The organism is Streptacidiphilus carbonis (genome assembly GCF_000787775.1).
Classification (GTDB): domain Bacteria; phylum Actinomycetota; class Actinomycetes; order Streptomycetales; family Streptomycetaceae; genus Streptacidiphilus; species Streptacidiphilus carbonis.
Genome location: NZ_BBPM01000010.1, coordinates 90,342 through 115,677 on the forward strand (window position 1 = coordinate 90,342; position 25,336 = coordinate 115,677).

General features: G+C 69.9%; 20 protein-coding genes. 10 read left to right on the top strand and 10 right to left on the bottom strand.

Annotated features, from left to right (window positions below):
* Window positions 1-116 precede the first annotated feature (116 nt).
* The 4 genes from TR46_RS39285 to TR46_RS10355 all read right to left on the bottom strand — a co-directional run bounded on the left by TR46_RS39285 (window position 117) and on the right by TR46_RS10355 (window position 6,907).
* Window positions 117-1,676: a serine/threonine-protein kinase gene (locus TR46_RS39285; RefSeq protein WP_269084250.1), complete on the bottom strand. Its 1,560-nt coding sequence runs from the start codon at window positions 1,674-1,676 to the stop codon at window positions 117-119.
* A 173-nt stretch (window positions 1,677-1,849) separates the two neighbouring features.
* Entirely contained in the window at window positions 1,850-4,291 is a 2,442-nt protein-coding gene (locus tag TR46_RS10345) for a helix-turn-helix domain-containing protein (RefSeq protein WP_042397301.1), read from the bottom strand.
* Window positions 4,292-5,087: 796 nt separating this feature from the next.
* Window positions 5,088-5,768 carry a response regulator transcription factor gene (locus TR46_RS10350; protein ID WP_042397304.1) on the bottom strand — a complete coding sequence of 227 codons (681 nt, stop codon included), beginning with the start codon at window positions 5,766-5,768 and terminating at the stop codon, window positions 5,088-5,090.
* Window positions 5,765-6,907 (bottom strand): sensor histidine kinase, encoded by a 1,143-nt coding sequence (locus TR46_RS10355; protein ID WP_084718233.1) that lies wholly within the window; start codon window positions 6,905-6,907, stop codon window positions 5,765-5,767. The genes TR46_RS10350 and TR46_RS10355 overlap by 4 nt, the downstream gene beginning before the upstream one ends.
* A gap of 184 nt (window positions 6,908-7,091) precedes the next feature.
* Between TR46_RS10355 and TR46_RS10360 the strand changes: the two genes are divergently transcribed.
* From TR46_RS10360 to TR46_RS42195, 4 genes are read left to right on the top strand one after another with little or no spacing between them, the layout of a single operon-like run.
* Complete coding sequence (locus TR46_RS10360; protein WP_042397306.1) at window positions 7,092-7,796, top strand: hypothetical protein; 705 nt, start codon at window positions 7,092-7,094, stop codon at window positions 7,794-7,796.
* Window positions 7,793-8,605: a hypothetical protein gene (locus tag TR46_RS10365; protein ID WP_042397310.1), complete on the top strand. Its 813-nt coding sequence runs from the start codon at window positions 7,793-7,795 to the stop codon at window positions 8,603-8,605. The genes TR46_RS10360 and TR46_RS10365 overlap by 4 nt, the downstream gene beginning before the upstream one ends.
* Window positions 8,602-9,522, top strand: coding sequence for an ABC transporter ATP-binding protein (locus TR46_RS10370; RefSeq protein ID WP_042397314.1), 921 nt, complete (start codon window positions 8,602-8,604; stop codon window positions 9,520-9,522). Before TR46_RS10365 ends, TR46_RS10370 begins: the two co-directional genes overlap by 4 nt.
* A gap of 33 nt (window positions 9,523-9,555) precedes the next feature.
* A complete protein-coding gene (locus TR46_RS42195; protein ID WP_161790108.1) occupies window positions 9,556-9,717 on the top strand; it encodes a hypothetical protein in 162 nt (53 codons plus the stop codon).
* 108 nt (window positions 9,718-9,825) lie between these two features.
* On the opposite strand, the gene TR46_RS10375 is transcribed toward TR46_RS42195, so the two are convergent.
* Window positions 9,826-10,848, bottom strand: a complete 1,023-nt coding sequence (locus TR46_RS10375; protein ID WP_052432691.1) for an arylamine N-acetyltransferase family protein — start codon at window positions 10,846-10,848, stop codon at window positions 9,826-9,828.
* 312 nt (window positions 10,849-11,160) lie between these two features.
* Here TR46_RS10375 and TR46_RS10380 point away from each other — a divergent pair, with 312 nt between their 5' ends.
* Together TR46_RS10380 and TR46_RS10385 are read left to right on the top strand one after the other, a co-directional pair.
* The gene (locus tag TR46_RS10380; protein WP_042397317.1) at window positions 11,161-12,372 is read left to right on the top strand and encodes an FAD-dependent monooxygenase; all 1,212 of its coding nucleotides are present in this window, start codon (window positions 11,161-11,163) and stop codon (window positions 12,370-12,372) included.
* 279 nt (window positions 12,373-12,651) lie between these two features.
* Window positions 12,652-13,545 carry a DUF1963 domain-containing protein gene (locus TR46_RS10385; RefSeq protein ID WP_161790109.1) on the top strand — a complete coding sequence of 298 codons (894 nt, stop codon included), beginning with the start codon at window positions 12,652-12,654 and terminating at the stop codon, window positions 13,543-13,545.
* Window positions 13,546-13,718: 173 nt separating this feature from the next.
* Here TR46_RS10385 and TR46_RS10390 read toward each other — a convergent pair whose 3' ends face one another.
* The 3 genes from TR46_RS10390 to TR46_RS10400 form a co-directional block, all read right to left on the bottom strand.
* A complete protein-coding gene (locus tag TR46_RS10390) occupies window positions 13,719-14,438 on the bottom strand; it encodes a DUF4232 domain-containing protein (RefSeq protein ID WP_042397324.1) in 720 nt (239 codons plus the stop codon).
* Between the two features lie 790 nt (window positions 14,439-15,228).
* The gene (locus TR46_RS10395; protein WP_052432693.1) at window positions 15,229-16,194 is read right to left on the bottom strand and encodes an amidohydrolase family protein; all 966 of its coding nucleotides are present in this window, start codon (window positions 16,192-16,194) and stop codon (window positions 15,229-15,231) included.
* Window positions 16,194-16,814: an NAD(P)-dependent oxidoreductase gene (locus TR46_RS10400; RefSeq protein WP_042397327.1), complete on the bottom strand. Its 621-nt coding sequence runs from the start codon at window positions 16,812-16,814 to the stop codon at window positions 16,194-16,196. The genes TR46_RS10395 and TR46_RS10400 overlap by 1 nt, the downstream gene beginning before the upstream one ends.
* Before the next feature lie 211 nt (window positions 16,815-17,025).
* Here TR46_RS10400 and TR46_RS10405 point away from each other — a divergent pair, with 211 nt between their 5' ends.
* Complete coding sequence (locus TR46_RS10405; protein ID WP_042397330.1) at window positions 17,026-17,682, top strand: TetR/AcrR family transcriptional regulator; 657 nt, start codon at window positions 17,026-17,028, stop codon at window positions 17,680-17,682.
* 96 nt (window positions 17,683-17,778) lie between these two features.
* On the opposite strand, the gene TR46_RS10410 is transcribed toward TR46_RS10405, so the two are convergent.
* Together TR46_RS10410 and TR46_RS10415 are read right to left on the bottom strand one after the other, a co-directional pair.
* Window positions 17,779-18,975: a hypothetical protein gene (locus TR46_RS10410; protein ID WP_042397333.1), complete on the bottom strand. Its 1,197-nt coding sequence runs from the start codon at window positions 18,973-18,975 to the stop codon at window positions 17,779-17,781.
* A gap of 471 nt (window positions 18,976-19,446) precedes the next feature.
* Window positions 19,447-19,698, bottom strand: coding sequence for a hypothetical protein (locus TR46_RS10415; protein WP_152626398.1), 252 nt, complete (start codon window positions 19,696-19,698; stop codon window positions 19,447-19,449).
* 661 nt (window positions 19,699-20,359) lie between these two features.
* Between TR46_RS10415 and TR46_RS10420 the strand changes: the two genes are divergently transcribed.
* The 3 genes from TR46_RS10420 to TR46_RS10430 all read left to right on the top strand — a co-directional run bounded on the left by TR46_RS10420 (window position 20,360) and on the right by TR46_RS10430 (window position 25,198).
* Window positions 20,360-21,283 carry an aldo/keto reductase gene (locus TR46_RS10420; protein ID WP_161790114.1) on the top strand — a complete coding sequence of 308 codons (924 nt, stop codon included), beginning with the start codon at window positions 20,360-20,362 and terminating at the stop codon, window positions 21,281-21,283.
* A 162-nt stretch (window positions 21,284-21,445) separates the two neighbouring features.
* Window positions 21,446-22,303, top strand: coding sequence for a class I SAM-dependent methyltransferase (locus TR46_RS10425; RefSeq protein ID WP_042397342.1), 858 nt, complete (start codon window positions 21,446-21,448; stop codon window positions 22,301-22,303).
* 330 nt (window positions 22,304-22,633) lie between these two features.
* Entirely contained in the window at window positions 22,634-25,198 is a 2,565-nt protein-coding gene (locus TR46_RS10430) for a SpoIIE family protein phosphatase (RefSeq protein WP_161790110.1), read from the top strand.
* The last annotated feature ends 138 nt before the right edge of the window (window positions 25,199-25,336 follow it).

Here is a 25,336-nt window from a genome sequence, read left to right on the forward strand (position 1 = left end):
GGGCCCCTGGCGCAGCCTGACCGACGTTGAACTCGCGACCACCGAGCGGGTCGAGCGGTTCAACCACGCCCGGCTCTTCTAGGCCTACGCATTACGTGGCACACCTACAGGGGGTCTCATCCACCCCAGGCTTCGACGTCACCTCTACCGCGACCGTACCGGGCGAGCGCTCCATCCAGCGCGTCACGCTGCTGATCCGACATCGGCCCGAGGACGCAGACCGGGATCATCCCCTGGCGCCCGATTGCAAGCTTCCGCAACGGCCAGCCTGCCGGCTTGACTGACTTCCCGCGCTGCCCGGCTTGGGCGCACTTCACGTAGAGTCCGGCGCGGGCGGCGACTCTGACCTTGCTGGCGACCTCTTGGATGGCGAACATCTGCACCTGGTCCCACACGTATTCACGTCTGTCGGGACCGTGAGTGGTTCTGATTCCGGGTGGTCCGATCTGCAGGGACCAGGATCGCTTGCCCCGCGGGAACGCAGCCTCAGCGGCTTCGCAGAGGAAGATGACCACGAGCACCGCGAAGCCGAGAGAGGACCACAGCAGGGACGACCATCCGCTGGAGGTGATGTTCTGGCCGTCCCGCCATAACTGGTGTTGCGCCCCGATGACGACGCCCGTCACCGCCACAGCGAGGGCAACCGTCAGCCCAACGACCAGCAAACGAGTCTGCCGAATATTGGTGTAGGCGGACAGGGGTTCCTTTCCCGTCCACGAGATGGCGAACGGGCCGGGCACCTCGGATGTCGGCTCCACCCGTGTTGCCGATGTCTGCTGGTTGAGTGTCGGCGGTGCGGGGGGTTGGCCTGTCCGTGGCGGGGTCGGCGGCATACCTTGTTCCAACTGCCGCAGGGCGTCTGCGAGGTCGGCGGCGGAGGGGTAGCGCTGGGCGGGGTCCTTGCACAGCAGGGTGAGGACGAGGTCGTCCCAGGCCGACGGGACCGTGGCGCGGATCGAGCTGGGAGCGGGCGGGGGCTGGGTGAGGTGGGCGGTGACGTAGCCCATGGTGTCCGGGGCTTGGAAGGGCAGGCGGCCGGTGATCATTTCGAAGAGCAGGCAGCCGAGGGAGTACAGGTCGCTGCGCGGCTCCGGGGTGCCGCGCGCTTGCTCGGGGGCCATGTAGGGCGGGGTGCCGACGATGAAGCCGGTCTGGGTGAGGCGGTGCTCGGTGGCGTAGGGGTCAGCGGCGCGGGCGATGCCGAAGTCGAGGACCTTGACCGTACCGGCCGGTGTGATCTGGATGTTGGAGGGCTTGATATCGCGGTGCAGCACCTTTGACCGGTGCGCCTCAGTGAGCGCGTCGCAGATCTCGGCCCCCCAGCGGGCGGCGTCACGCAGCGGTACCGGGCCGCGGCGAACCACGGCGTGCAGGGACTCGCCGCGCAGCAACTCCATCACCAGGAAGGGGGCATGGCCCTCCGCCGCGCCGGCCTCGCCCAAGTCGTGGACTGTGACGATGTTCGGGTGCTGCAAGGCCGCGGTGATGCGGGCTTCGCGCTGGAACCGGGCGCGGGCCATGTCGCCCCTGCTGCCGCCGCCTGCCAGCAGTCCGATCACCTTGACCGCGACCGGGCGCGTCAACACGGTGTCGTGGGCTTCCCAGACCTCCCCCATACCGCCCTCGCCCAACTGCCGTGTCAGCTGGTACCGCCCACCGAGCACTCGCTCCCCCACTGCCGAACCACCCCGCCCCGAATTGTCCTGGCACTTCGGTCATCTGCTCCTAGGTAGCCTCCCAAACACCGATGGCCCCGCCAAGAGGCCGATCCGCAGGGAATCGATCTTTCACAGCGCGGGATACGATCACGGCCAGTAGAGCTTCCACCCTGAGGTCTTGGAGGAGCGGGTCAGTCACGACCACCCATGATCGCGGCTTCTTCGCTCACGCTCCGTGGCTCTGGAACGGAAAGTGATCCACAACCAGAATTCGCGAAGCGTTGACAACGTTCAGCGGGTTGCGCTGCATTGTCGTCGGACACAGCGTCAAGACGTTGTCGTGCCACGGCGGCCCCGGGGATGTCCAGTTCCTCGTACAGGGTGATGGCTTCGGTCCAGGCCGCCCGTGCCTCAGCGGTCCGTCCGCGCGCTGACTGTACGTCCCCGGTGGCGACCAGGCTCTGAGCCTCCTGTAGGGCGTGTCCGTACTGACGCGCCAGTGCGAGGCGGCGGGTCTCGTAGCTGAAGGCCTCGTCGTATTCGCCGGTGAGGAGCAAGACCTCGGCGATGTTTCCGAGCAGCAGGGCGAGGGCGTAGCTGTCGGTTTCCGGGGAGTTGAGGATGTCCAGGGCGTGCAGGTAGCTGGCCAGGGCCAGGTCGTAATGCTTCCTCTGGAAGTGGATGGTGCCGATGTTGCTGTGGGTGGTGCCTGTGTTGCGGCGCTTTCCCTGCTGTTGGTAGATCGTCAGTGCCGCTTGGTAGGAGTTGATCGCGTCGATGTGCCTGTTCTGGTCGCCGAACACCTTCCCCAGGCCGTTGAGGGCGTTGGCCTTGCCGTTCTCGCTGCCGGCTTCCTCGCACAGGGCCACTGCCTTGCGCATGTAGGACTCGGCCACGTTGAGGTCGGACGGTTCTATGTAGCACCAGCCCAGGTTGCAGAGGATCCGCCCTTCGGCGGATCTGTCGCCAGCCTTCCGGGCTGATTCCGCCCCCCTGTGGTTCACGCGGATGCTCGCACGCATTCTGCCGCTCTCGTAGTAGTGGTCTTCCAGGTACGCGCTGATTTGCCAGGCGGTGTCGTGGAGCCCGGATTCGGCGGCAATACGCATGACGTGGTCCAGGTTGGTCTCCTCAGCATCCAGCCAGGCAAGGGCGGCGTCTCGGGAGTCGAACTGTGCCGGATCGCGTTCGCACGGAGCGGTGGGAGCCACAGTGTCATTCCCAAGCGATGCAGTCGCGTGGTAGGCGCTGTGCGCGTACCACGCCGTAATCCTGGCGAGGGCCGCCTTGCTCACGGCGGCACCTTCGCCAGTGACGAGGTCGAGCGTGTAGGCGCGGAGCAGGTCGTGCAGTTCGAAGCGTCCGCTGCGCCGTTGCTGCAGCAGATGCTCGTCCAGGAGCAGCTCCAATGTTCGGGTAGCTTCGGTGATGGTGCTGCCGATGAGCGCGGCGGTTGCCTCGGGGGTGAAATCCGGACCGGTGTGGAGGCCTAGTAGCAGGAATGCTTGCTGCGCCGTCTCGGGGAGCGCCTGGTAGGAGAGGTCGAGGACGGGGCGTATGGCGCGGCCGCCGGCACGGATCGCCTCCAGCCGGCCCGTGTGCAGTTGGCTGGCCAGGTCCTCGATGCTCCAGGCTGGCCGGGAGCGCAGCCGCGCCGCGGTCAGTGCCAGGGCAAGCGGGAGACGGTCGCAGTACTCCACGATCCGGGCGGCCGCCTCGGGTTCTGCAGCGACGCGCTCATGGCCCGCGATCCGCGCCAGCAGTTCCAGTGACTCGTCCTCGGAGAAGGTGTCGAGCACGTGCGGGGAGATGCTGTCCAGGCCCGCCAGGCTGCGTCGGCTGGTGATGAGCACCAGGCAGGAGGGGTCGGCGGGGATGAGGTCGCGGACCTGGTCCTCGTCAGCGACGTTGTCCAGCAGGATCAGCGTGTGGCGGTCGCGTAGCCGGTCGCGGTACATCGCGGCGCGCTCCTCACGGCTGGTGGGAATCTGCTGTGCGGGCACGCCCAGCTGCCGTAGGAAGGCCTCGAGGATCGCCGACGGGTCCGCCGGCGGGAGCTCAGGGTCGAAGCCGCGCAGGTTCACGTGCAGTTGCAGGTCGGTGTAATGGCCGGCGCGCAGGAGCTCGTGAGCGGCATGGACGGCGAGCTGGGTCTTCCCTACCCCGGCCATGCCCTCGATCGCGGAGATCACCACCGTGTTCCCGGCATCGCCGTCGCGAGGTTTCGTCGCCACCTCGAGCAGACGTGCCAGCTCCTGCTCGCGCCCGGTGAACGTCGCGAGATCCGGGGGCAGCTGACGGAACACCCCGACCGGTCCGCCCTGCTTGGCCAACCCGTGCACGTTGATGCACGCCGCACGCCAGCGGGCCGTTCCGGGCGCGTCCACGCCAAGCGCCCGGACGATCGCCACCACCAAGTCCAGATCCAGACGACGCCGCCCGGGCTTGAACACGTTTACGAGTGTGGACGGTGAGACGGTGCGTGGAGGCCGCATCTGCCGGCCGACCCGCTTCGCCAGCACCCGATAGGACGGCATCCCCGCCCACGCGCGTAACTCCCCCAGCAGACCGACGAACTCCGCCAGATCCTCGGCCCGGTCCGGATCCGGTCCGGACCCAATCTGCCCACCCACAAAGCCCCCGCGACGTTGTTCCCCCGCCGAGCCGAGTCTATGAGCCGGGTGTGCGGATTCGTGCAGAATATACGACCCCGCCCCGCCGGCCGAGCAGCACGTGGGGACCCCTGCAGAGCCGGCTGCGGCCGGGGCGCCGTGCCGTTCGGGCTGCGGGTGATGTTCCACGGCCAAGCCTCGACCGGCCGCTTCAGTCAGGATCGACCAGCTTGGAACCGGCTGACATCGCGTCAGAGTCCTCTCCTGCGCGGTCCGCGCAGCCGGGGCCGCACGCCAACCGGACGTCTTCCGCCTGTTCGAGCAGCAATGATCCGTCCTCGGCGTGGTGCGCGCGTTCGCCGACCGCAGGTTACACCGGCGTGTGGGCCGGCAGGCCGGGCTGGGGCCGGCTCACCCACGGCCGGGCCGCCGACGTGCTGCGCAACCCGGCCTGTGCGGGCCTACGCGTTCAGCCGCACCGCGACCGCCCGCAAGGTCCGCCCCGACGGCGCCGTCGTCACCTGCGTGAACCGGCTGCCACGCGACCAGTGGAAGGCCCTCATCCCCCACCAACACGAGGGATACGTCTCCTGGCAGCGGCACCTGGACATCCAGCCGAAACTGGCCGGGAACCGCACCCAGGCCGGTGCCCAGCCACCGCACGAGGCGTCCCGATCTGTCAGGGCATCATCTTCTGCGGCTCGTGCGGCTTCCCGATGGGCACCCGCTACCGCCGGGCCGACAACACCGCCGACTACCTGTGCATGCGCCCCCGCAGCGACGCGGGGCGCCCTTGAACCGGGCCCCCGTATTGGGGCTATCGGCGGCTGTTCCGTTGCTTTGCGCTGCCCGGCATGAGGTGGGATTCCCAGGCCCAGGCGGTGATCTCGCTGCGGTTGCGGGCTCCGAGCTTGTCCTGGATCGCGGCGAGGTGACCCTTCACGGTGCTGACGGAGATGAAGAGGGCGGCGGCGATCTCCTGGTTGGTCCTGCCCCGGGCGACGGCGCGGACGACGTCGGTCTCCCGGTCGGTGAGCGGGGTGTTGGGTCGGAGGGCGGAAGGGGTTGTGACGGGGGCGAGGTCGCGGAGCAGGCGCCGGGTGATCGACGGGGAGATCAGGGCGTCCCCGACGCCGGCAGCGCGCACGGCGGCGGCGAACAAGGCGGGGTCGCCGTCCTTGAGGACGAATCCGAGGGCTCCGGCCTGGAGGGCGCCGTGGACGTACTCGTCGAGTCCGAAGGTGGTGACGATGACGACCCGGAGTGGGTCGACAACGCCCGGGCCGGCGAGCGCGCGGGTGACGTCGATGCCGTCGAGGCGGGGCATGCGGATGTCGATGAGGCAGACGTCGGGCCGCAGTTGGCGGGCAAGGTCGACGGCCTCGGCACCGTCGCGTGCTTCCGCGACGACGGTGATGTCGGGCTCGTCCTCCAGGATGAGGCGCAGGCTGGTGCGGATCATGGCCTGGTCGTCGGCGACCAGCACGCTGATGCTCATCGGCGGTCTCCGTTCGGCAGGGGCAGGGTGGCCCGTACCGACCAACCAGTCCCGGGCTGCGGACCGGCGTCGAGCGTTCCGCCCAGGGCCTCGATGCGCTCGCGCATGCCGACCAGACCGTAGCCGGCGCGCGGGGAGGCGCGGATCGGGGGGTGCGGCGGAGCGTCGTTGCCGATCTCGACGGTGATGTCCGTGCAGTCCTGGGAGATGGTGACGGTTGCCGCGCGGGCGCCGCGGGCATGGCGGGCGATGTTGGTCAGGGATTCCTGGACGACCCGGTACACGGTGCTGGTGACCACGGGTGGCCAGGGCGGCGCCCCGGTGGGCAGCCGGAGGTCGACGGCCGGTCCGTGCTCCTCGAAGCGGCGGACCAGGTCGACGAGTTGCTCCGGTCCCGCGGTTACGGCGGCACCGTCCTCCGCGTCGCGGAGCAGCGCGACCACCCGTCGCATCGCGTCCATGGCGTCGGTGCCCGAGCGCTCGATGTCCGCCAGGGCGGTGCCGAGGCGGTCGGGCTGCTTGCGGAGCATGATCTGGGCGGCGTGGGTATGCATCACGATGCCGGACACGTGGTGGGCGACGACATCGTGCAACTCCCGTGCCAGGGCCAGGCGTTCGTCACGCCGCACCGCCTCGACGGTGGCCTGGCGGCGTTGCTCCAGGAAGCGCAGGACGAGCCCCGTGCCGAGGCCGAGCAGCCAGCACTGGACGCCCACGTGGAACGAGCCGACGGCAGTCGGCGTGGTCGCGAGCCGGCCGAGTGTCGTGACCGCGAGTCCGGCGGCGGCAACCACCACTGCTCGCCGGAGCGGCAGCACCCGGACCGCCGAGCCGGCGAGGACGGCCAAGGCCAAGGACGCGGCCAAGCCGGGCTGAGCGGTCAGGTACCCCCTGCTGGAGGCAAGGACCGCGGCAGCCGCGACGGACAGGCCGACGGCCACGGCGACCAGCCGGTCGCGCCCTCGAAGCAGCGCCGCGAGGCACACCACCGCGCTGACGCCGCAGTCGAGCGCCCAGTCCCGGCGCCCCGCGTCGGCACGGTGGTAGGCCGTCGCTGCCAGGATCGCCGCGAAGGCGAGCCCGGACAGGACGTTGGTTCGTCTGGCGGCCAGTGCGCCCAGTGCGGCGAGCCGTTCCATCACACTCACGGTGCTCAGACTACGGAACCGGCCGTGAACGCTGTACCGGCCAAAAGGACCGCTCCGATCCGCCCGATCAGTACTTTTGGCCGGTACGAGCCACAGTCGGCGTGCGCAGGCTTGACGGCATGCAACGAGACCTCGACACACCCCGCGGCGACGCGGGGTCCGCACGAGCCGGCAGGTGGATGTGAACCGGTCCACCTGGGCCCGCCTCCGATTGGAGCTGCGGGTCATCGGCATCGCCCCGCCGGTGACGGCACTGGCGGCAACGCTGGGCGGCGCGATCCTGGTGATCGTCATGCATGCCACCGGGGCCGGTGCGGAGCACGTCAACCTAGCCGCCGGCGCGGCCCTGGCGGGCTTCGCCCCTCTCGGCACCGCCGTCGCGGCCTCCTCGATCGTGGGGCGTGATTCCGGCGCCGAGCTGGTCATGACCACCACGGTCTACCGCCGGGTGCTGTTCCTGCGTGTCGGCCTGGTGGTGCTCCCAGCGGCCCTGGTCACACTGTTGGACGCCGTCGTATTCCGGGCCCTGAACGCGTGGCCCGCGGGCCAGGGCACGGGCGGCTACGTCCTGGTGTGGGCCCCGCCGATGCTCTGGCTGGTCGCACTGGCGATGCTCATCGCAATCGGCCTGCGCAGCCCGGGCGCCGCAAGCGGCCTGATTGCGGGCATCTGGCTGGCCCAGGACCTGATGCGGAGCGCCATCCTGGACAACACGGTGCTGCGGACACAGTTCCTGTTCATGGGCGTCGCCGACCGGGTCCCGGTGCACGAATGGACCGTCAACCGAATCGCCCTGCCCACCGTCGGCGTCGTCGCCGTGATCGCGGCCGGCCTGCTGCTGGGGCGTCCCGAACGATTCCTGGGGAGCGATGCCGCATGACCGCCGTCCTGGAGCGAACCGCCCCGCCGACTGCGGCTCAGGGCCGGTTGGCGAAGACCGTCGCGGCCGCCCGCTACGAGTACCTGATGCAGGTGCGCCGCCCGGCCGTCTGGCTGGTCGTGCTCGCGCTGATCACCCTGCGCTGCGCATCGCCCTTCCCGCCCGGCTTCACCAGCACCACGGACCACGCCACGCTGGTCGCGGACTGGGCGTTCAACTTCATCATGCTGTGCCCGATCGGCGTCGGCGCCGTCCTCGCCGACCGCGCCCGGCGGGAGGCCCGGCTGGAGCTGAACGACCTCCTGACATCGACGCCCACCAGCATAGGCCCGCGCCTGTGGGGCAAGGCCATCGGCGCCGGCGCGGCGACCATCACACCGGTCGCCGTCGCCTGGGTCGGCCTGCTCGGCTACCTGACCGCCCAGCGCGGGGCCGGGGTGATCCCGGTCGGCCTCGCGGCGTTCGCCGCCATCATCCTGCCCGCGCTGCTCTTCGTCGCGGCCTACTCGGTCACCATCCCGTACCTGACCGGACCCGCACTGTACCGGCTGGGCCTGTTCGGCTACTGGATCTGGGGCAACATGGTCGGCCCGCGCTACGGCATCCCCACCCCCGCCGGAACGCCCTTCGAACCCATCGGCGAATACCCGTCCGGCGCCTGGTTCCACGGCGTCATGTTCGACGCCAAGCAGCGGGGAGTACACGCGACCGGCGGCGAGGCCGTCCTCAGCATCTCCTTCCTGCTCCTCGCAGCGCTCGCCGCCCTGGCGATCACCCACTACGTGCTCTCCAGGAGGAGCCCGTCATGACAGCGCCCAACGTGACCATCACCGATCTGACCGTCACCTTCCAGCGCGGACAGGTCCGCGCCCTCGACGGCATCAGTCTCCGCCTGCCCGCGGGCATGGTCGGTCTGCTCGGCCCCAACGGAGCCGGCAAGACCACCTTCATGCGGGTCCTGACCGGGGTGCTGCTGCCGACCTCGGGCACCGTCGCGGTGGACGGCACCGACCTGACGTCGCGCAGCCAGCGCCGAGAGGTCAAGGCCGCCACCGGCTACCTCCCCCAGGAGCTCGGCCTGTACCCGGATCTGACGGCCAGCCAGTTCCTCGACTACATGGCGCTGCTCAAGGGCATCACCGACCGGCGCGCCCGCCGCACCCGCGTCAAGGACGTCCTCGAACTGGTCTCGCTCAGCGATGTCGCCAACCGGAAGCTGAAGGGCTATTCGGGCGGCATGAAGCGCCGCGTGGGCATCGCCCAGGCCATCCTGAACGACCCCCGTCTGCTGATCGTCGACGAGCCCACCGTGGGGCTGGACCCCGAGGAACGGCTGCGGTTCCGCAGCCTGCTCGCCACCCTGGCCGACGACCGTACGGTGCTGCTCTCCACCCACATCGTCGACGACATCGTGCAGACCTGCCCGAACGTCGTGGTGGTCGAGCACGGCAGCATCGCCTTCCAGGGCGCCATCGGCGACCTCGCCGCTCGCGCCGAGGGCATGGTGTGGCACGTCACCCAGCCGGCCACTGCCCCAGCGCCCGACCTGCCCACCGTCACCGTCACCCCCGGCATGACCGGCACCACCTACCGGGTCATCAGTTCCGGCATCCCCGCCCAGGACGCGGAGAGCGTCAGCGCCACCGTTGAGGACGGCTACATCGCCCTGATGCACGGCACCGTCCCGCAGCGGGCCCAGCACGGCCCCGACCTCCGCGCCATCTGACCCCAGCCGCCTTCAACACCCGAGGACCAGCAGATGTCCCAGCAGCCCCTCACCTCCGCCCTGGCCGCCTCCACCACCACCGGTTTCCATCCCGGCCTCGCCTTCTTCGTGGAGTGGGCCCTCGTCATCGGCGCCATCATCGGCGTTCCCATCTACGTCGTCCGCCTGGTGCGCAATCGCCGCAAGAGTCGCTGAACACCGCCTGAGCGCACCGCGGGTCGCGCCTCCCGGGGCGCTCTGGTGGACCTTGCCCTCAGGGGGAAGCGTTGGCGCTGGTCACGCGGTTGCGGCCAGGGAGGTGGTTTACGCGTCGGAGTCAAGCTGAGCGTCTGCCGCCGGCTGCGCGGCCCGCTGGGCAGCCCGCCAAGCCTCCTCCGCACGCTGCATGCGCTCGAACAGTGCCGCACGGTCGGCGTCGCCGATGGCCGACAGGTCCAGTCGGAACAGATTCTCCGCGACCTGGAACCACTCCTCGGCGGACGTCAGGACCCGGGTGGAACGTCCACTGGCATCGTCACGGGTCAGCTCGTCGTTGAGGATGAAGTCGGTCCCCTGCGCGTCGCGCCGGAAGAGCTCGCAGGTCTGGACGAACGAAGACTGCGGCGACGTCGAGAGCTCGGCGTGATGTCCGCCGAAGTCCTCCCAAGCGGCGGGAGCGAGCGTGAAGTCCATGCTGTGGAAGGTCGTCTGCACGGGATCGGTGACGAACCGCCAGGCGTCGGGCCCGATCTCGGGCAGCGCCTGCAACCGAAAGCTGAAGGGGCCCTGGACATGGACGCCCTCCCGCAGCGGGATCGGCTCATGGTGCGAGTTGGCCAGCCCGACATCGACCGACCAGCGCTCGCCATCGAGCACGACCGTGAGCGCCAGGTGAGTGCCGTACTCCTCCGGGGTCGCCTTCGCGCTCTTGACGCTGCCGTTGATGGCCCCACGATGCAACGTGACGTCATACCCGAGGACGGTCAGCAGGGATGCGAAGGCGTTGTTCAGATTGAAGCAGTAGCCGCCCCGGCCCGCCAGGATGCGGGCTATCGATTCCTCCGGGCTGATGCCCTGCGGACGTCCGAGCTGGATGTCGATGTTCTCGAAGGCGATCCGCTCGACATGCGCACGGTGCAGCGCGCGCAGGGTCTCGAGCGTCGGCGCTCCGAGAGACTCCGGGTCTTCGACGCCGAGCCTGGCCAGATAGGGGGCGACCCAGAGGGGACGGTCGTTCGTCTGCGCAATCATGGTTCCGGAGGGTAGCGCCCCGGGTTTCTCCGGCCCCAACGATTTTGCGATGATGATCTTCATCAACTCGCCGGCCCCGCCGTCGATCCGCGACACCCGCCTACAGGCGACGTCGGTCTACGATCCGGCCAGTCAGGTGCGTCGCGGCAGGCGGCGGAGCCTGCGTCGGCATCGTTGCCCTGACCTCGCTGGCGGCCTGGTCCAGTTCAGCTCCACCTGGTCCGTGGACTCCGCCGCCGACGGGCGCGGCACCGCCCGGCGGCGACGCGTGCCTGGCTGGGTCGGGCAGGGGCATGAGGGGCGGGCGGCGGCTGCCGATAGGCGGAGGGGCCGCCGTCCCTGCGGTGGTCCGGGTGCTACGGTGTGGCATGAAACGACTACTGTGAGCTGCTTTGATCATGGGGACAGATGCGCATCGTGTGCGTTGGCGGAGGGCCCGCCAGCCTCTACTTTTCGATCTTGATGAAGAAGTACGACCGGGACCACAGCATCACGGTCCTCGAACGCAACCCTGTTGGATCCACTTACGGCTGGGGGGTGACCTACTGGGCTGACCTGCTCGACAAACTGCGGGAGGGCGACGCCCCGACCGCGGAGGCGATCAGCGAGCACTCTGTCCGCTGGGGAGGCGGCGTGGCGCACGTTCGGGACGAGGTGACGACCCACTCCGGCGACGAGGGGTTCGGCATCGGCCGACAGCGCCTGCTCGACCTCCTGGCCGAGCGGGCGACCGACCTCGGCGTGCGCCTCGAGTTCGGTCGCGAGATCGAGAGTCCCTCCCAACTCCCCACCGCAGACCTGATCGTCGCCGGTGACGGCGTCAACAGCCGCCTGCGCCAACTTCATTCGGATCACTTCGGGACCGAGGTGACGGCTGGACGGAACAAGTTCATCTGGCTGGGAACAAGAAGGGTGTTCGAATCCTTCACGTTCGCCTTCGTCGAGACCCACTGCGGCTGGATCTGGTTCTACGCCTACCGGTTCACGGGCGACCTCAGTACCTGCATCGTCGAGTGCTCGCCGGAGACCTGGGCCGGGCTCGGTTTCGACAAGCTGGGTGAGAGCGCGACGCTGGCGCTGCTCGGGGACATCTTCGCGAAGCAACTCGACGGTCAACCGCTGATCAACCGGGCGGCCGGGGAAGGCCGCGTCCCTTGGCTCAACTTCCGGACCATGACGAACACAACGTGGCGTCACGACAACATCGTGCTGCTGGGAGACGCCGCTCACACCACGCACTACTCCATCGGCGCCGGAACCACGTTGGCACTCGAGGACGCCATCGGCCTTGCCGGAGCGCTGCACCGGCACACCGGGCTCCAACCCGCCCTGGCAGCCTACGAACAGGAGCGCAAACGCGCCCTCCTCTCCACTCAGGCCGCGGCGCGCTACAGCGCCCAGTGGTACGAGAACATCCCGCGCTACATCCACCTGAAGCCCGCACGGCTGTTCGCGCTGCTCGGCCAGCGGCACTCACCGCTTCTCCCGTACGTGCCGCCGCAGATGTACTACGTGGCCAACCAGGCCTTCGAGGAGTTCACAGCCCTGCGGAAGTTCCGCAAGTGGCTGGGCCCCAAGGTCGTGCGGACCCTGCAGGCACGCCGGCCCGGTCCGCCGTGAGATCCACCCCGGTCACCCAGGTCCGCGCTCGGGGGGTGTCGGAGCCGGGGGGCGGCGGTCGCTCTGCCCTGGCGCGTCAGCGCCCTTCTGTGGCAGTCAGGTGGCCAGGGAGGCAACCGTGATTGTGAATGATCGACTGCCGGAAAGACGGTTCAAGGAGTATCGGGGCATGGGCCGGTAAGTCCCCACCCGAGGAGCGTCGCGCCCAGCGCCGAGCCATCGGGTGGCGTCGGGGGTCTCCAATTCGGCTGTCAGACCACGGGCCTAATGTTTTCCCCTATGAACCCTGAACTGCTCGGCCGGCTGCGGCCGTTCCGTGAAGAAGCATTGAAGCGCGGCTTGCCGTCGGAGGATGTTGAGCGGTGGATCGCCACCGCCCGCCCGTCCGGGACGCTGGTCACGAGCGGGGACGGCCCGGGGGTCGGCCGGTTCGGTGGCCCGCTGATGCTGCCCGCCGACGCCCCGGACCCCTGGTTCCCCCTGCTCGCCACCCTCGACTGCGCGGGCCTGCCCGAGGAGGTGACGGGCCTGCCGCTGCCGCCGGACGGGCGCCTGCTGCTCTTCGGCTTCCCCGAGATGACGGACTACAGCGCCAGCGCCGGTGAAGTCGTGTACATCCCGGCCGGAACCCCCGTCGAGGAACGCAAGACGAAGTACCCGTGCGTCTACGGCGAGGAGGGGAACGAATACGACGACGGGACACTGCGCATCTACGAGCAGTTCCCGCAGGACGAACTGCGCCTGACGGCCGACGTCTGCCTGCCCTACCACTTCCTGATTTCGGCCCTGGATCCCCCCTACGACGACACTCCGCTCCCCGGCCACCCCCTCGCCGAGGAACTGGCCGAAGCGTGGCTGGAAACCTCCGGCGCCATCACCGTGGACGGCCCGCTGCACATCGGCGGATACGCCTCACACGAATGCACCGAAGCAGACCCTGTCGCAGACGCCGCACAGGACGCTGTGCGGTCGCGACGGTTCCGGGCCGCGCAGTCGCGCGAGCCCGAAGACGCCCTGGAACTGCCCGCCCCGCAGGACTGGATGCTGCTCGCCCAATGGGACATCGGTCTCAACGGGCGGGAGGGATCCACCCTGCACTGGGTGATCCCGCGACAGGACCTGGCCGAGCGCCGCTTCGACCGCGCCCATGTCTCGTTCTTCTGGAACCCCTGAGTCAAAAATGCGTTTCACCATCAGTGGCGCCCAGCCCGAACTGGCGGGCAATTCCAAGGCCGTTGTTGCGAGAGGGAACAGGCCTCGGTCGGTCCAGTCCTGCGAAGACGCGGGGCAGGGCCCGTCGTGGTCGACGGGCCCTGCCCCCAGGATCTGCGCTATTGCTGCAGGGCTTACTTGCCGTAGCCGGTGTGGTAGCCGATGGGGTAGACGAAGACGTCGGGAGACTGGGCGTCGGGGGTGGGGATGGTGATGGCGAGGGCGTTGAGGTTCACGATCTGCCCGACCGTCTCGTTGGGCGGGGTGACGAGGAGCCGGGTGTAGGTCTTGGTGGAGCCTGAGGTGGCCGGGAGGTAGTCCAGCAGGAAGCGGGTCTCCTCGCCGGGCCCGACGGTGACGGTGGACCCCGAGGCATCGGTGCGGGCGGCGTCGGGACCGGTGTCGCCCAGGCCGTTGGGGCCTATGAGCTGGACGCCCGGGAAGCCGTGCATGCTGCACGTGCTGGAACCGTTGTTCTTCATACTGACCACGATCTCGTTCTTGGTCCCCGAGGCGACGACGCTGTATCCGAGATTGTCGGTCTTGCACTTGGGGCTCGACGCCGAGGACGGGGCCTGGGCGGAGATCCCGCTGCCCGTGCCGCCTGCGGTGGAGGAACCGGACGAGGAGGACCCCGAGGTCGAACCCTGGCCGCCGGTGGAGCCGGTGGAGGGGCTGGACGAGGGGGCAGGCGCGGCCGGAGTGGAGGCAAGGCTCCCGGCGGAGCTGCTCGCGACGGCCGACGGACTGGTCTTGGCGGAGGCGCTTGCCCCGGTGCTGCTGCCGCACGCGGTCAGTGAGACACCTGCGGCAGCGACGAGCAGGGCGAGGGCGGGGATGTTCTTGACGCGCATCGAAACTCCTGGGAAGCGGTGTCGTATCGGTATCGGCAGGTCGCGCGCTCGAGCAGAGCGGGTGCGGTTGTTTCCTAGGAGGCCCGTGTCCGGCGATGGGTTGCGGCAGGGATCACGTCATGACATGTTCGAGGCATTTTGGGCGTACCGCCGTTACAGAAGAGCGGGGAAAGCGGGACATGCAGGGCAACTCGCCTCGACCATGGGGCCGGACCGAGACCGCAATGCGGGTCACGTGACGCCTCGCCATCCGGCCGGAAGCCGGTTCCGTCTGCTGCCGCAGCAAGGAGCCGCCCCGCCAGTGCTGTTCCGGCACCGAGTTCCGGAGTTCACGATGGACCTGGAACCGCGGTAGGAGAGTGCTCCTACTACTTGGACAGCGTCCCCACTTTTGACGGGACGACCTACCGGTTCTGCTTCAAGGCGGGTCGCTCGACCTGAAGGACGGTTACGGTCCCTGTTCGACTCGGGTCAGGTTCATCCGGCGTCGCCCTGACAGCGACGTCCGAGCACAGCCCTGCTCAGTGTTCGCTCGCTCAGCCGTTCCCTTCAAAGGAGCCGAACCCAACGGCAAATGCGTGGCACGATCGACGCGCGTCGAAGAGGATGGGTTCGCTGGCGGACCTTCCTCGGGTGTGCTGGAGGGCCATTGCCATGACCGGAATCGAGGCTTCGACCTCTCCCTGGAGGTCCTCGCCCACGCGGAGGTCACCCGTAGCCGCCGCCGGAGTGCCGCGCCGCCGGCCTGACGGCATGCCGTCCGGCCGACGACCAGTCGGCTGACGTCTGGTCAGAGGCGCAGCAGGGCGCGGGCGTTCGCCGAGCCGATGCGGTGCTTGACCTCCTGCGGGAGGCTGGTCCGCTCCAGGGCGGCGACTGCGGCGGCGGTCTTCTCGTAGGGGTAGTCCACGGCGAAGAGCACCGCCTGGGGGCCGAGCACGTGTACCAGCGCCTCGACCGCGGCCGGGGAGAGCACCCCGCTGGTGGTGGCCAGCACGTTGCTGCCGAAGTACTGCGACGGCTTGCGCAGCAGCGGGGTCGGGGCGCTGAGCGTGGCGTACCGCGAGTCGAACCGGGAGAGCTGGAAGGGCAGGAACTCCCCCGCGTGGCCGAGGATCATCCGGGCCTGCGGGTGGCGGTCGAAGACGCCGGAGAGCACGATCCGCATGGCGTGCCCGCCTGTCGTGGCCTGCCAGCTCCACAGCGCGCCGTCCATCTCCGGGTGGCCGGACAGCACGTGCCAGGAGTCGGCGGGCGGCATGCCCGGGTGCAGGTAGAGCGGCACGTCGAGTTCGACCAGGGCGGCCCAGACGGCGTCGAAGGCGGGGTCGTCGAGGTACCTGCCCTGGATGTGGTCGTTGACCAGGACGCCCTTGAAGCCCAGCTCCCCGACCGCGCGCCGGAGTTCGGCGACGGCAGCGGGCGGGTCCTGGAGCGGGAGCGCGGCGAAGGCGGCGAACCGGTCGGGGTGCGCCGTGACGATCGCGGCCAGCGAGTCGTTGACGTAGCCGGCGTTCGCCACCGCGCGGGCCGGGTCCGGGTCCGCCTCGATGCCCGGGACGGTCAGCGAGAGCACCTGCACGGCGATGCCGTTGGCGTCCATGTCCGGCAGCCGCAGCTCGGTGACGTCCGGCAGCCGCCGGACCACGTCGGCGACGAAGGCGGGGTCCATGCCGGCCGGCACCGGGAACGGGGGACGGCGCTCGGCGAGGCCGGGGATGGCGACGGCCTCCTCGATCGCGATGTAGCCCGCCATCACGCCGCACCCGCCATCGGGACGAGGATGCCGGCGCCGACCGTCGGCGCCTCGACCTCGTCCAGCATCAGCGCCGCGACGGTGGCACGGGAGGCGTGCGGTGGCAGCAGCGGTTTGGGGTACTGCGCCAGCGGGATGTTGCGCCGGACCGTGCTGACCTGGCCGACCCGCAGGTCGGGCGCGTGGAAGACGGTGGCGCCGCCGGCCAGCGCGATCGTGTCGGCCGCGCTCTTCTCCTCCAGCTCCTTGCCGACGAACAGCTTCATCACACCGTGGTAGATCCCGCCGCCGGCGCCGGTCGAGGCTCCCGAGCCCAGCGCTCCGAGCCAGAGGACGCGGACCGGCAGCCCCGCCACCAACCGGGCGCCGGCGAGCAGGGCGCCCGGGCCGTCGCCCTTGCTGATGCCGAGCGCGGAGACGAGCACGTCGACGTCGACCGGCTCCGGGAACTCCTGCGGCCTGGTCACGTCCGCTTGCCGGACCTCGACTCCGCCCCGCGCGGGCCGGGCGTACTGCTGCGGGCTGCGAACCAGGGCGACCACCTCGTGGCCCCGGTCGAGCGCCTGTTCCACGACCAGGCGGCCGACCCGCCCGGTCGCACCGAGGACTGCGATGCGCATGGTGACTCCATAACTAAACAGGTGTTGGTTACTTGAGTGAACACCTGTTGGTGATGGGTGTCAAGGCGCGCCCAGGCCCTGCGCAGCACTGCACAGGGCCTGGGTTCCCGGTCTGCCACGGCCGGTCCCGCTCCACCACGACCGGCCGGGGCGCGTCAGCGGCGCCAAAAGGTAAAGTGATCTTCCGTCACCGACAGGGAGGATCCGGGACATGGGCGGTGAGCAGGCCCCGCGCCGCCGGCGCAACCCCCGCGGGCAGGGGCAGGTGCTCAAGGCCGAGCTGGTCGAGGCCGCGGCCCACCTGCTGGCCACCCTCGACCAGCCCGAGACGCTGACCCTGCGGCAGGTCGCCCGCGAGGTCGGGGTCGCGCCCGCCAGCATCTACAGCCACTTCCCCGACCTCGGGTCACTGGTCCAGCACGTGCTGCGCCTGCGCTACGCCGAGCTGGCCCGCCTGATGGACCAGGCCGCGGCCCCGGCCGCCGACCCCCTCGACGACCTTGTCGGCCGCTGCGCGGCCTACGTGCGCTGGGGCGTCGAGCACTCCGGCGAGTACCGCACGCTCTTCGGCGGCCGGATGCCCGCCGACCTCGCACTGCTCCAGGACCACGGCGCCGGCGAGGCCCTGCTGGGCTCCGTCATCGCCTCACTCACGGCCGTCCGACAGCGCGGGGGCAAGCAGACCACCCCCGCCCAGCAGTGGCAGAACGGGCTGCTGCTCTGGACCGGACTGCACGGCCTCGTCACGCTCTACAACGACCACGGCGAGCTGCCCTGGCCGCCACTGGACGCCCTGATCGCCGACCTTCTCGGCCTCCACACCGGACAGCCCGCGGAGGAGTTCGCGGCGCGCCTCACCCCGCCCTGAACCCCGGCAGTGCGGGGTGGCCCCTCACGTCCGCTTGCAGCCAGGCGATCTCTCGCGGGCCCGGGCCCCCAGGAGGGCGCTCTCACCGACGGCGGCTCAGCCCAGGCCGGTGAGCAGCACCGACTGGGGTATCGCCACGGTCGGATCGGAGACCGTACCCACAGCCGTCACCCGGCCCTGGGCCGAGACCACGACGCCGCTGGGGTCGAAGAGGGTGCCGGCGGGCAGCCCCAGCGAGTGCCACGTCCCAGCGGTGTAGCTCATGGCGTAGCCGTCGGATCCGGGCCCCGGGTAGGGCGCCAGCGTGGTCCGGCCGACCACGACCACGCCCGCCGGGTCCAGGGCCAGGGATGCCGCGCGGCCCGCCGCGGCCGGTGTGGCCACCTGCCGCCAGGTGCGGCCGTCCCAGTGCTCGACCAGGGCGTGTCCCACTCCCCCGTCGGCGTCGTCGAGCATGGTCCGGCCCGCCACCCACACGTCGTGAGGACCGCGGGCTGCGATGGCGTTGAACTCGCCGAAGACGCCCTGGTACTGGGGTGTGGCGACGTGGGTCCAGCTGTGCCCGTCGAAGTGGAGCAGCAGCGGCTGGTCGTCGTCCATGCTCGCGCCCACGGCCCAGACGTCGCCGGGGCCCACCTCCGTCACGGCGTTCAGGGCCCAGTCCCCGGACAGCTGCGGGAGCGCGGCCTGCGTCCAGCCGGTGCCGTCCCAGTGGTCGACCAGCCCGGTGAGGATGCCGTTGGGGTTGTTGTCCCCTCCTCCTGACACCTGGGCCCAGCCGACCGCCCACGCGTCGTGGCTGCCGCTTCCGGAAACCCCCAGAAACCCGGCGGTGTCGGCGAGGGTGTCCGACGGAACGGGCGCGCTGACCAGCTTCCAGGACGCGCCGTCCCAGTGCTCGGTCACGATGCCGCCCACCGCGCTGTTGTCGTCCCCGACCAGCCAACCGTCCCTGCTGGAGCGCGCGCTGACGGCGTTGAAGCGGGTCCGGGCGCCGTCGGGCAGTGGCGCGGTGGTTGCGGTCACCCACCCCTGCCTGTCCGCGCCGGCGCGGACCAGCAATACCGGCGAGTGCAGGCTGACCTTGCCCTGCTGGGTGATCTGGAAGCCGGCTGCCCAGGTGGTCCCCGGTGCCGTCTCGGCGGCACCGGTCAGCACGGTGTCCGCCACCGGCGAGGCCGCCACCGTCCAACCGGACCCGGCGACAGGGTCCGCCGCGTCGGCACGGCCCGCGCCTCCCACAGCAAGCGCCACCGCGATGGCCGCGGTCGCCACCTTCGTACGATTCAGCATGGTGTCCTCCAGGTTCGCCGAATACGACCGAGGAGGGACTACGGAGCCATACGGACCCCGGTGATCCCCTCCGCCTGCATGACGCTTGAGAGGTCGCCGGTTGTCACATCGTCAGGTACGGCGGATCGCGTAGATCGAGCCGATCTCGGACATCTTCTCTGCTCTCCAGCAACGCGGCTGCGCACTCTCTGCTAGGCGGGGGCCGGCCAGGTCACGGGCCGTACGCTCGCCGGCGTGCGGCTCTCGCCAGCGCATCCCGATTACCGGGTGCTGGAGAAGGTGCCCCGGGCCGGCTGTCGGGACGTTTCGCCTTCAGCCCGGAGATGCTGGTGATCGAGGCAGCGGCGCACGGGAGGCCAAGGCGGTGCCCCGAGTGCGCGACCTTCTCGGACGTCCCAGAGCGCCAGCGCCTCGAAATGACGCCGTCAGGGCCAGTCACGGAGGAGGCGCCCGCGAGGGTCCAGGACCCGGTCAGCCATCATGCTGACGGCGTTGAAAGCGGGACCAACCCACGGCGAACAGCAGCGCGAAGGCCCACACGTAAAGCCCCGCGCACGCAATCACGCCCGTGCCGATCATCCCGAGGAAAGCCCACAATCCTGTCCCATCGAGCAGCAGCACGAAGAAGCCGACCAGCGCGAACGGCGTGGATACCATCAACGATATGAGGCCATAGAGCGGCCTGAATTCCGCTTCTCTCACGTTCCCCCCAACGACGAGCACCGTCAACATTGTCCCAACGGCGCGGCAGCGGGCCCTGAGTACGGAGACTCAGCTTCACGTCACCGCGGCCGCGGGCCCTGAGTACGGAGACTCAGCTTCACGTCACTGGGCGGCAACCGGGCCGCAGGCAAAGAATCCCAACCAGGCCGTCAGCGAACCGAGAAGCCGTATCGCTATCGATCATGAGGTCGGTTCTGATCGAACAGGGTGCCTGGTCTGATGATGTTGGCCCGGTGGGCGCATGGGAGCAGGGCCTCCGGTGCAGCACGAGGGTTGCCGCAGCCAACGCGTGCCCTGGCGGCCCTGCTGTCCAGTCTTGCGTGCCGGTAACGGTCGCGTCCAACTCCCGTGCGTCGGCGTGCGATTGTCTCGCGCACCGGCTCGGGAACGCCGGGTACCGACCGGAGCGGGTGCGGCGGGATCCGGCGGACATGACGGACGCGCAGGGGGCGCCGAGCCCACCGGGCGTGACACCCTGAGGCCGCTCGGCTGAGCGGGGTCCGCTGGATCCAAGCGTCAGCCCTTGTCTTATCTGCGGGATCCCGGACCGGCGTCGCAGCCAGGCGCCGCGCTGGTGCGTCTGCCCCGGATATCTGTTCGGGAACACGCCGTCCGTAACTGGCGCCCGCCCCGTCGCCTGGGCGAGGATGATCGCGTGAAGATGCTCCCTATTCCCCATACCCAGGCCAACGCCTCGAACGTCGTCCTCGGACTCATGCGCATCGCAAAACTCCAGGACGAGGACATCAGGGCCCTGTACGGCAGCGCCCGCGACGCCGGCATCAACGCCTTCGACCATGCCGACATCTACGGTCCGTCGCGGCACGCCTGCGAGGAGCGGTTCGGGCAGGCCGTCAAACTGACCGGCGCAGAGCGCGAGTCGGTGGTCATCCAGAGCAAGGTCGGCATCCGCCCCGGGTTCTTCGACTTCTCCAAAGAGCACATCCTGCGCACCGTCGAGGAGTCGCTTGCCGCGCTGCGCACCGACTACCTCGACATGCTGCTGCTGCACCGCCCCGACGCCCTTGTCGAGCCGGAGGAGGTGGCCCAGGCATTCGACGAACTGCACGAGGCCGGGAAGGTCATCTCTTTCGGGGTCTCCAACCACACGCCCGGACAGATCGAACTCCTCAAAACCGCCGTACGCAGGCCGCTGGTGGTCAATCAGGCGCAGTTGAGCATCACGCACTGCCCGATGATCGCTTCTGGTGTCGCGGCGAACATGGCCGGCCTCGACCAGTCCGTCGACCGCGACAACGGTCTGCTCGACCATGCGCGCCTCAACGGCATCACCGTGCAGGCATGGTCCCCGTTCCAGAAGGGCTTCTTCGACGGCGTCTTCATCGGCGACCGGGAGAACTACCCGGAGCTGAACACCGCCCTGGAGGAGATCGCCGCGAAGTACGAGGTGACGCCCACCGGCGTCGCCGTCGCCTGGATCACCCGCCACCCGGCCAATATGCAGGTCGTGCTCGGCACCACCAATCCGCACCGGGTCACCGAGTGCGCTGCCGGCTCCGAGCTTCCACTCACCCGTGAGGAGTGGTACCGCCTTTTCCGCGCGGCCGGCCACACCCTGCCGTAGTGGATCGGGGGGGCAGACACGGTCGGTCCGCCTGGGCCACGGCCCCATTCGGATCGCCGCCATCTTGACGGTGCCCGGTGTGCGCCCGGTGGCCGCCCTGTGCCGCGCGGCTCAGGCGGTCGGAGGTCGTCCCGGTGGATCGGATCGGGTAGGAATGTCCTCATGACGCAGCCAGGTCGTGAGCCGACCCTCCCGCAGATGCTGGCAGCCAACGAGCGGAACTGGGACGCCCGTACGCCCGTGCACGCCGCCAGCGACTTCTACGGCCTGGACGGCTCCCGAACGGGCACCGATTGGTTCGCGCCGTTCGAGTGGTCGGACCTCGGCGACCTGCGGGGGCGCAATGTGCTGCATCTGCAGTGCCACCTGGGCACCGAGACCCGCGCTCTGGCCGAGCAGGGTGCCCAGCACACGGTGGGGCTCGACTTCTCCCGCGAGTCCATCACACAGGCCCGAAAGCTGGCCGCCGGGACAGCAGCGAGCCTGGAGTTCGTCCACGCCGACGTGCACGACGCCGTCGCCGCGCTGGGCGGACGGCGCTTCGACGTCGTCTACACCGGCAAGGGCGCCCTGTGCTACCTCCCCGACCTGAACCGCTGGGCGCAGATCGTGCACGCGCTGCTGCAGCCCGGCGGGATGCTGTACCTGGTGGAGTTCCACCCGCTGCTCAACTCCCTTGGCCCCACTCCCCAGCCGGACGAGGAACCCGGGCAGCTGCGGCTGAGCCGCGACTACCTGGGCGGCAGAGGGCCACTGCGGATCGACAACCCCCGCACGTACACCGACGGACCGCCCTTGGACGGGGCCACGGTGAGCTACGAGTGGCGCCACGGACTCGGCGATGTCGTCCAAGCCGTGGCGGGTGCGGGGCTGCGGCTGGACGTTCTGCGCGAGACGGACCTGCTGCCCTGGCCCCGCTTCGCGGCCATGGTCCCCGGTGAAGGCGGCTGGTGGCGGCTGCCCGAGCACCAGCCGAAGGTACCGTTGATGTTCGCTCTGCGAGCCGTGAGACCGGTCTGACTGCGAGCAGTGCCCCGCGCGTATCCCGCTCTGCGAGCCGGTGGACGACCCGGCCGCGCGGTGCGGATCGGTCTACGTCGGGGCGAGCCGAACGTTGATCCTCTTCCCTTCCGGGGTCGGACCGGACGTTCGACCTCTGCAACGTGATTCAGCAGGTTCCAGCCGGACCCGCGCCCCCCGTCGGCGGGTCGGGGATGCGGCGCTGCGTGCGTGTCGCAGGAGACCGGGCCGTTGTGTCGACGGTCTTCTGCACCTGCCCCCGGCGGGGACGCCGCAGGCAAGGGGCAGAATCCGGGGGGCGGCCGCCGAGGTGCCGGTCGTAATATGGTCATGACGTTCGCGTTCGAACAGCTGCTGCTCGGGGCGGCGGCGGAGTGTGGGGCCCCTATGGCGGACGGTGGCGGGCCGGGCAAGGCTGCGCGACGCGGTCTGTTCGCCCTGACGGCTTTGGCGGGTGCCCTCCTCGCCGTACTGGTCGCGGTTGCCTTCGGAGTGCTGTTCTGGTCGATCAACGACCTGCGGGACGCAAATCTGGCGGAACGGCATTCCGTGGCGGCGGAGAACCAGGCCAGGCTGGTCGACAACCTCGTCCTCGACGTCGAGACCCACCAGCGCGGCTTTGTGATCAGCCGGCAGCCCGTGTTCCTCCAGGCGTGGGACGTCTCACAGGGTCACTTCCCCGCACAGGCCCAGGAGCTCGTGAGCATCAGCACCTCCACCGCCCAGCGGAGTCTCGCGCAGCAGATCGCCCAGGGCGGTGAATCGTACATCCGCGACTACTCGACGCCCGTGATCAACATGGCGCAGCGGGGCGACCCGCGAGCTAGCAGTGTGGCGGTGACGCTGGACGGCAAGCGGCGCGTCGACGCGCTGCGCAGTCTGTTCGACCGCTACACCACCACGGAGAGCGCTGCCCTCACGGCCCGCGAGGCCACCACCGACTCGGACGCCCAGCACGCGACCATCGCGGCCGCGGTCGGCATCGGGGCGTCCGTCCTGCTCATCGCCGCCTACTCCGGCTACATGACCCGGGTGGTCGTCTGGCCGGTCCGCAGAGCGGCCCGTCTGGCGACCCAACTGGCCGAGGGCGACCTCACCGCCCGCATGCCGCGAACCGGCGCGCGGGAGATCGGGCAGCTGGAGACGGCGTTCAACACCATGGCCGGCTCACTGGAGAGCAGCCTTGAGCAGGCACAGGAGGCCCACCGGCGGCTCCGGCTGCTCTACGACGCGGGCATGGCGGTCGGCACCAGCCTCGACGTGGCGCAGACCGCCCGGGAACTGGTGCGGGTGGCCGTACCGCGGTTCGCCGACTTCGCCACCGTCGACCTGGCGGTATCCGTACTGCAGGGCGGCGAACCGGCGTCCGGTGACGGATCACCCTTGCGGCGCGTGGCGAGGGAGGGTGTGCGCGACGATGCCCCACTGGACCCCGTCGGCGGGTCGGTCCAGTCGGCGCTGCCCGTCCCGCTGACCGGACGCTCAGGCTCGGGGGCGATGTTCGTCCGTGACCTGCGTACGTCAACCGCATGGCAGGCCGGTAACCGTCAGGAGGCAGGCAGAGTCCTCGACTACGGCATGAACTCGCTGATCATCGCCCCGTTGTTCGAGCAGGATCTGCTGATGGGGGCGGTCACCTTCTGGCGTGGTCACGGGTCCAAGCCGTTCGAGAAGGAGGACGTTGCCGACGCCGAGGAGCTGGCTTCGAAGGCCGCCGTCGCCATCGACAACGCCCGCCGCTACACCCGTGAGCGCGAGACCGCGCTGACCCTGCAACGCAGCCTGCTGCCACAGCAGTTGCCCGAACAGCCTGCGGTGCAGATCGCCTACCGCTACCTGCCCACGGGCACGCGGGCGGGGGTGGGAGGCGACTGGCTCGACGTGATCCCGCTGTCCGGGACGCGGGTCGCCCTGGTGGTCGGGGACGTCGTGGGTCATGGGATCCATGCGGCCGCCACCATGGGACGGCTGCGCACCGCGGTGCGCACGCTGGCCGACGTCGATCTACAACCCGACGAGCTCCTCACCCAGCTCGACGACCTGGTCATCCATCTGCCCAGGGCCTACGAATCGACGACGGGGGAGCTGGGCGCGACCTGCCTCTACGCGATCTACGACCCGATCTCCCGCCGCTGCTCTCTCGCCAGCGCGGGCCATCCGCAGCCCTTCGTGATCACTCCGGACGGTGCGGTGACGGCGGTCAGCGGACATGCCGGCCCCCCGCTCGGCGTGGGCGGCCTGCCCTTCGAGACCACGGAGGTCGAACTGGCCGAAGGCAGCGTCCTGGCGCTGTACAGCGACGGCCTGGTCCACTCCCGGGAGCTCGACCTCGGTCAGGGCCTCGACCGGCTTCGTCAGGCCCTGGCGTCGTCCGCGGAGTCGCTGGACCCGGCCGGCTCGGTGGGCTCGCTGGACGCCGTCTGCGGCACCGTCATGGACGCCCTGCTCGCAGGTCCCCCGGCCGACGACGTCGCCCTGCTGCTCGCCCGCACGCGTGCGCTCTCGTCCGACCAGGTCGTCACCTGGGACATCCCCGCCGACCCTACGTTCGTCGCACGGGCGCGAGCACTGGCTACCGAGCAGCTCGAGATGTGGCGGCTGGAGGAGCCGTCCTTCGTCACCGAACTGGTCGTGAGCGAGCTCGTCACCAACGCCATCCGCTACGGCAGCTCACCGATCCAGCTGCGGCTCATCCGTGACACGGCACTGATCTGTGAGGTCTCCGACGGAAGCAACACCGCCCCCCACCTGCGGCGGGCCCGCATCTTCGACGAGGGCGGCCGCGGCCTGCTCCTGGTCGCTCAGCTCACCCAGCGATGGGGCACCCGCCACAGCACGACCGGCAAGACCATCTGGTGCGAGCAGGCGCTCCACACGCCCGGACAAGAGCAGTGAGGCGGCGGTCACTCGTTGCGGCTCATCCCCGGTGGCGGAGCTCATCAGCGTCGCTCGCGTTCCGGAGCGCGGCCGGACCGCCGTCCGCTGGTCCCACCTCGCGAACGCGACCGGTGGGCTGCTGGGACCACCCCCCGG

Excerpts from the sequence above, each read along its gene's own strand:
- TR46_RS10350 (WP_042397304.1), bottom strand. The coding sequence starts at position 5,768 with ATGAGCATCAGCGTGCTGGTCGCCGACGACCAGGCCATGATCCGCACC.
- TR46_RS10355 (WP_084718233.1), bottom strand. The coding sequence starts at position 6,907 with ATGGAACGGCTCGCCGCACTGGGCGCACTGGCCGCCAGACGAACCAAC.
- TR46_RS10365 (WP_042397310.1), top strand. The coding sequence starts at position 7,793 with ATGACCGCCGTCCTGGAGCGAACCGCCCCGCCGACTGCGGCTCAGGGC.
- TR46_RS10370 (WP_042397314.1), top strand. The coding sequence starts at position 8,602 with ATGACAGCGCCCAACGTGACCATCACCGATCTGACCGTCACCTTCCAG.
- TR46_RS42195 (WP_161790108.1), top strand. The coding sequence starts at position 9,556 with ATGTCCCAGCAGCCCCTCACCTCCGCCCTGGCCGCCTCCACCACCACC.
- TR46_RS10380 (WP_042397317.1), top strand. The coding sequence starts at position 11,161 with ATGCGCATCGTGTGCGTTGGCGGAGGGCCCGCCAGCCTCTACTTTTCG.
- TR46_RS10385 (WP_161790109.1), top strand. The coding sequence starts at position 12,652 with ATGAACCCTGAACTGCTCGGCCGGCTGCGGCCGTTCCGTGAAGAAGCA.
- TR46_RS10390 (WP_042397324.1), bottom strand. The coding sequence starts at position 14,438 with ATGCGCGTCAAGAACATCCCCGCCCTCGCCCTGCTCGTCGCTGCCGCA.
- TR46_RS10395 (WP_052432693.1), bottom strand. The coding sequence starts at position 16,194 with ATGGCGGGCTACATCGCGATCGAGGAGGCCGTCGCCATCCCCGGCCTC.
- TR46_RS10400 (WP_042397327.1), bottom strand. The coding sequence starts at position 16,814 with ATGCGCATCGCAGTCCTCGGTGCGACCGGGCGGGTCGGCCGCCTGGTC.
- TR46_RS10405 (WP_042397330.1), top strand. The coding sequence starts at position 17,026 with ATGGGCGGTGAGCAGGCCCCGCGCCGCCGGCGCAACCCCCGCGGGCAG.
- TR46_RS10410 (WP_042397333.1), bottom strand. The coding sequence starts at position 18,975 with ATGCTGAATCGTACGAAGGTGGCGACCGCGGCCATCGCGGTGGCGCTT.
- TR46_RS10420 (WP_161790114.1), top strand. The coding sequence starts at position 20,360 with ATGCTCCCTATTCCCCATACCCAGGCCAACGCCTCGAACGTCGTCCTC.
- TR46_RS10425 (WP_042397342.1), top strand. The coding sequence starts at position 21,446 with ATGACGCAGCCAGGTCGTGAGCCGACCCTCCCGCAGATGCTGGCAGCC.
- TR46_RS10430 (WP_161790110.1), top strand. The coding sequence starts at position 22,634 with ATGACGTTCGCGTTCGAACAGCTGCTGCTCGGGGCGGCGGCGGAGTGT.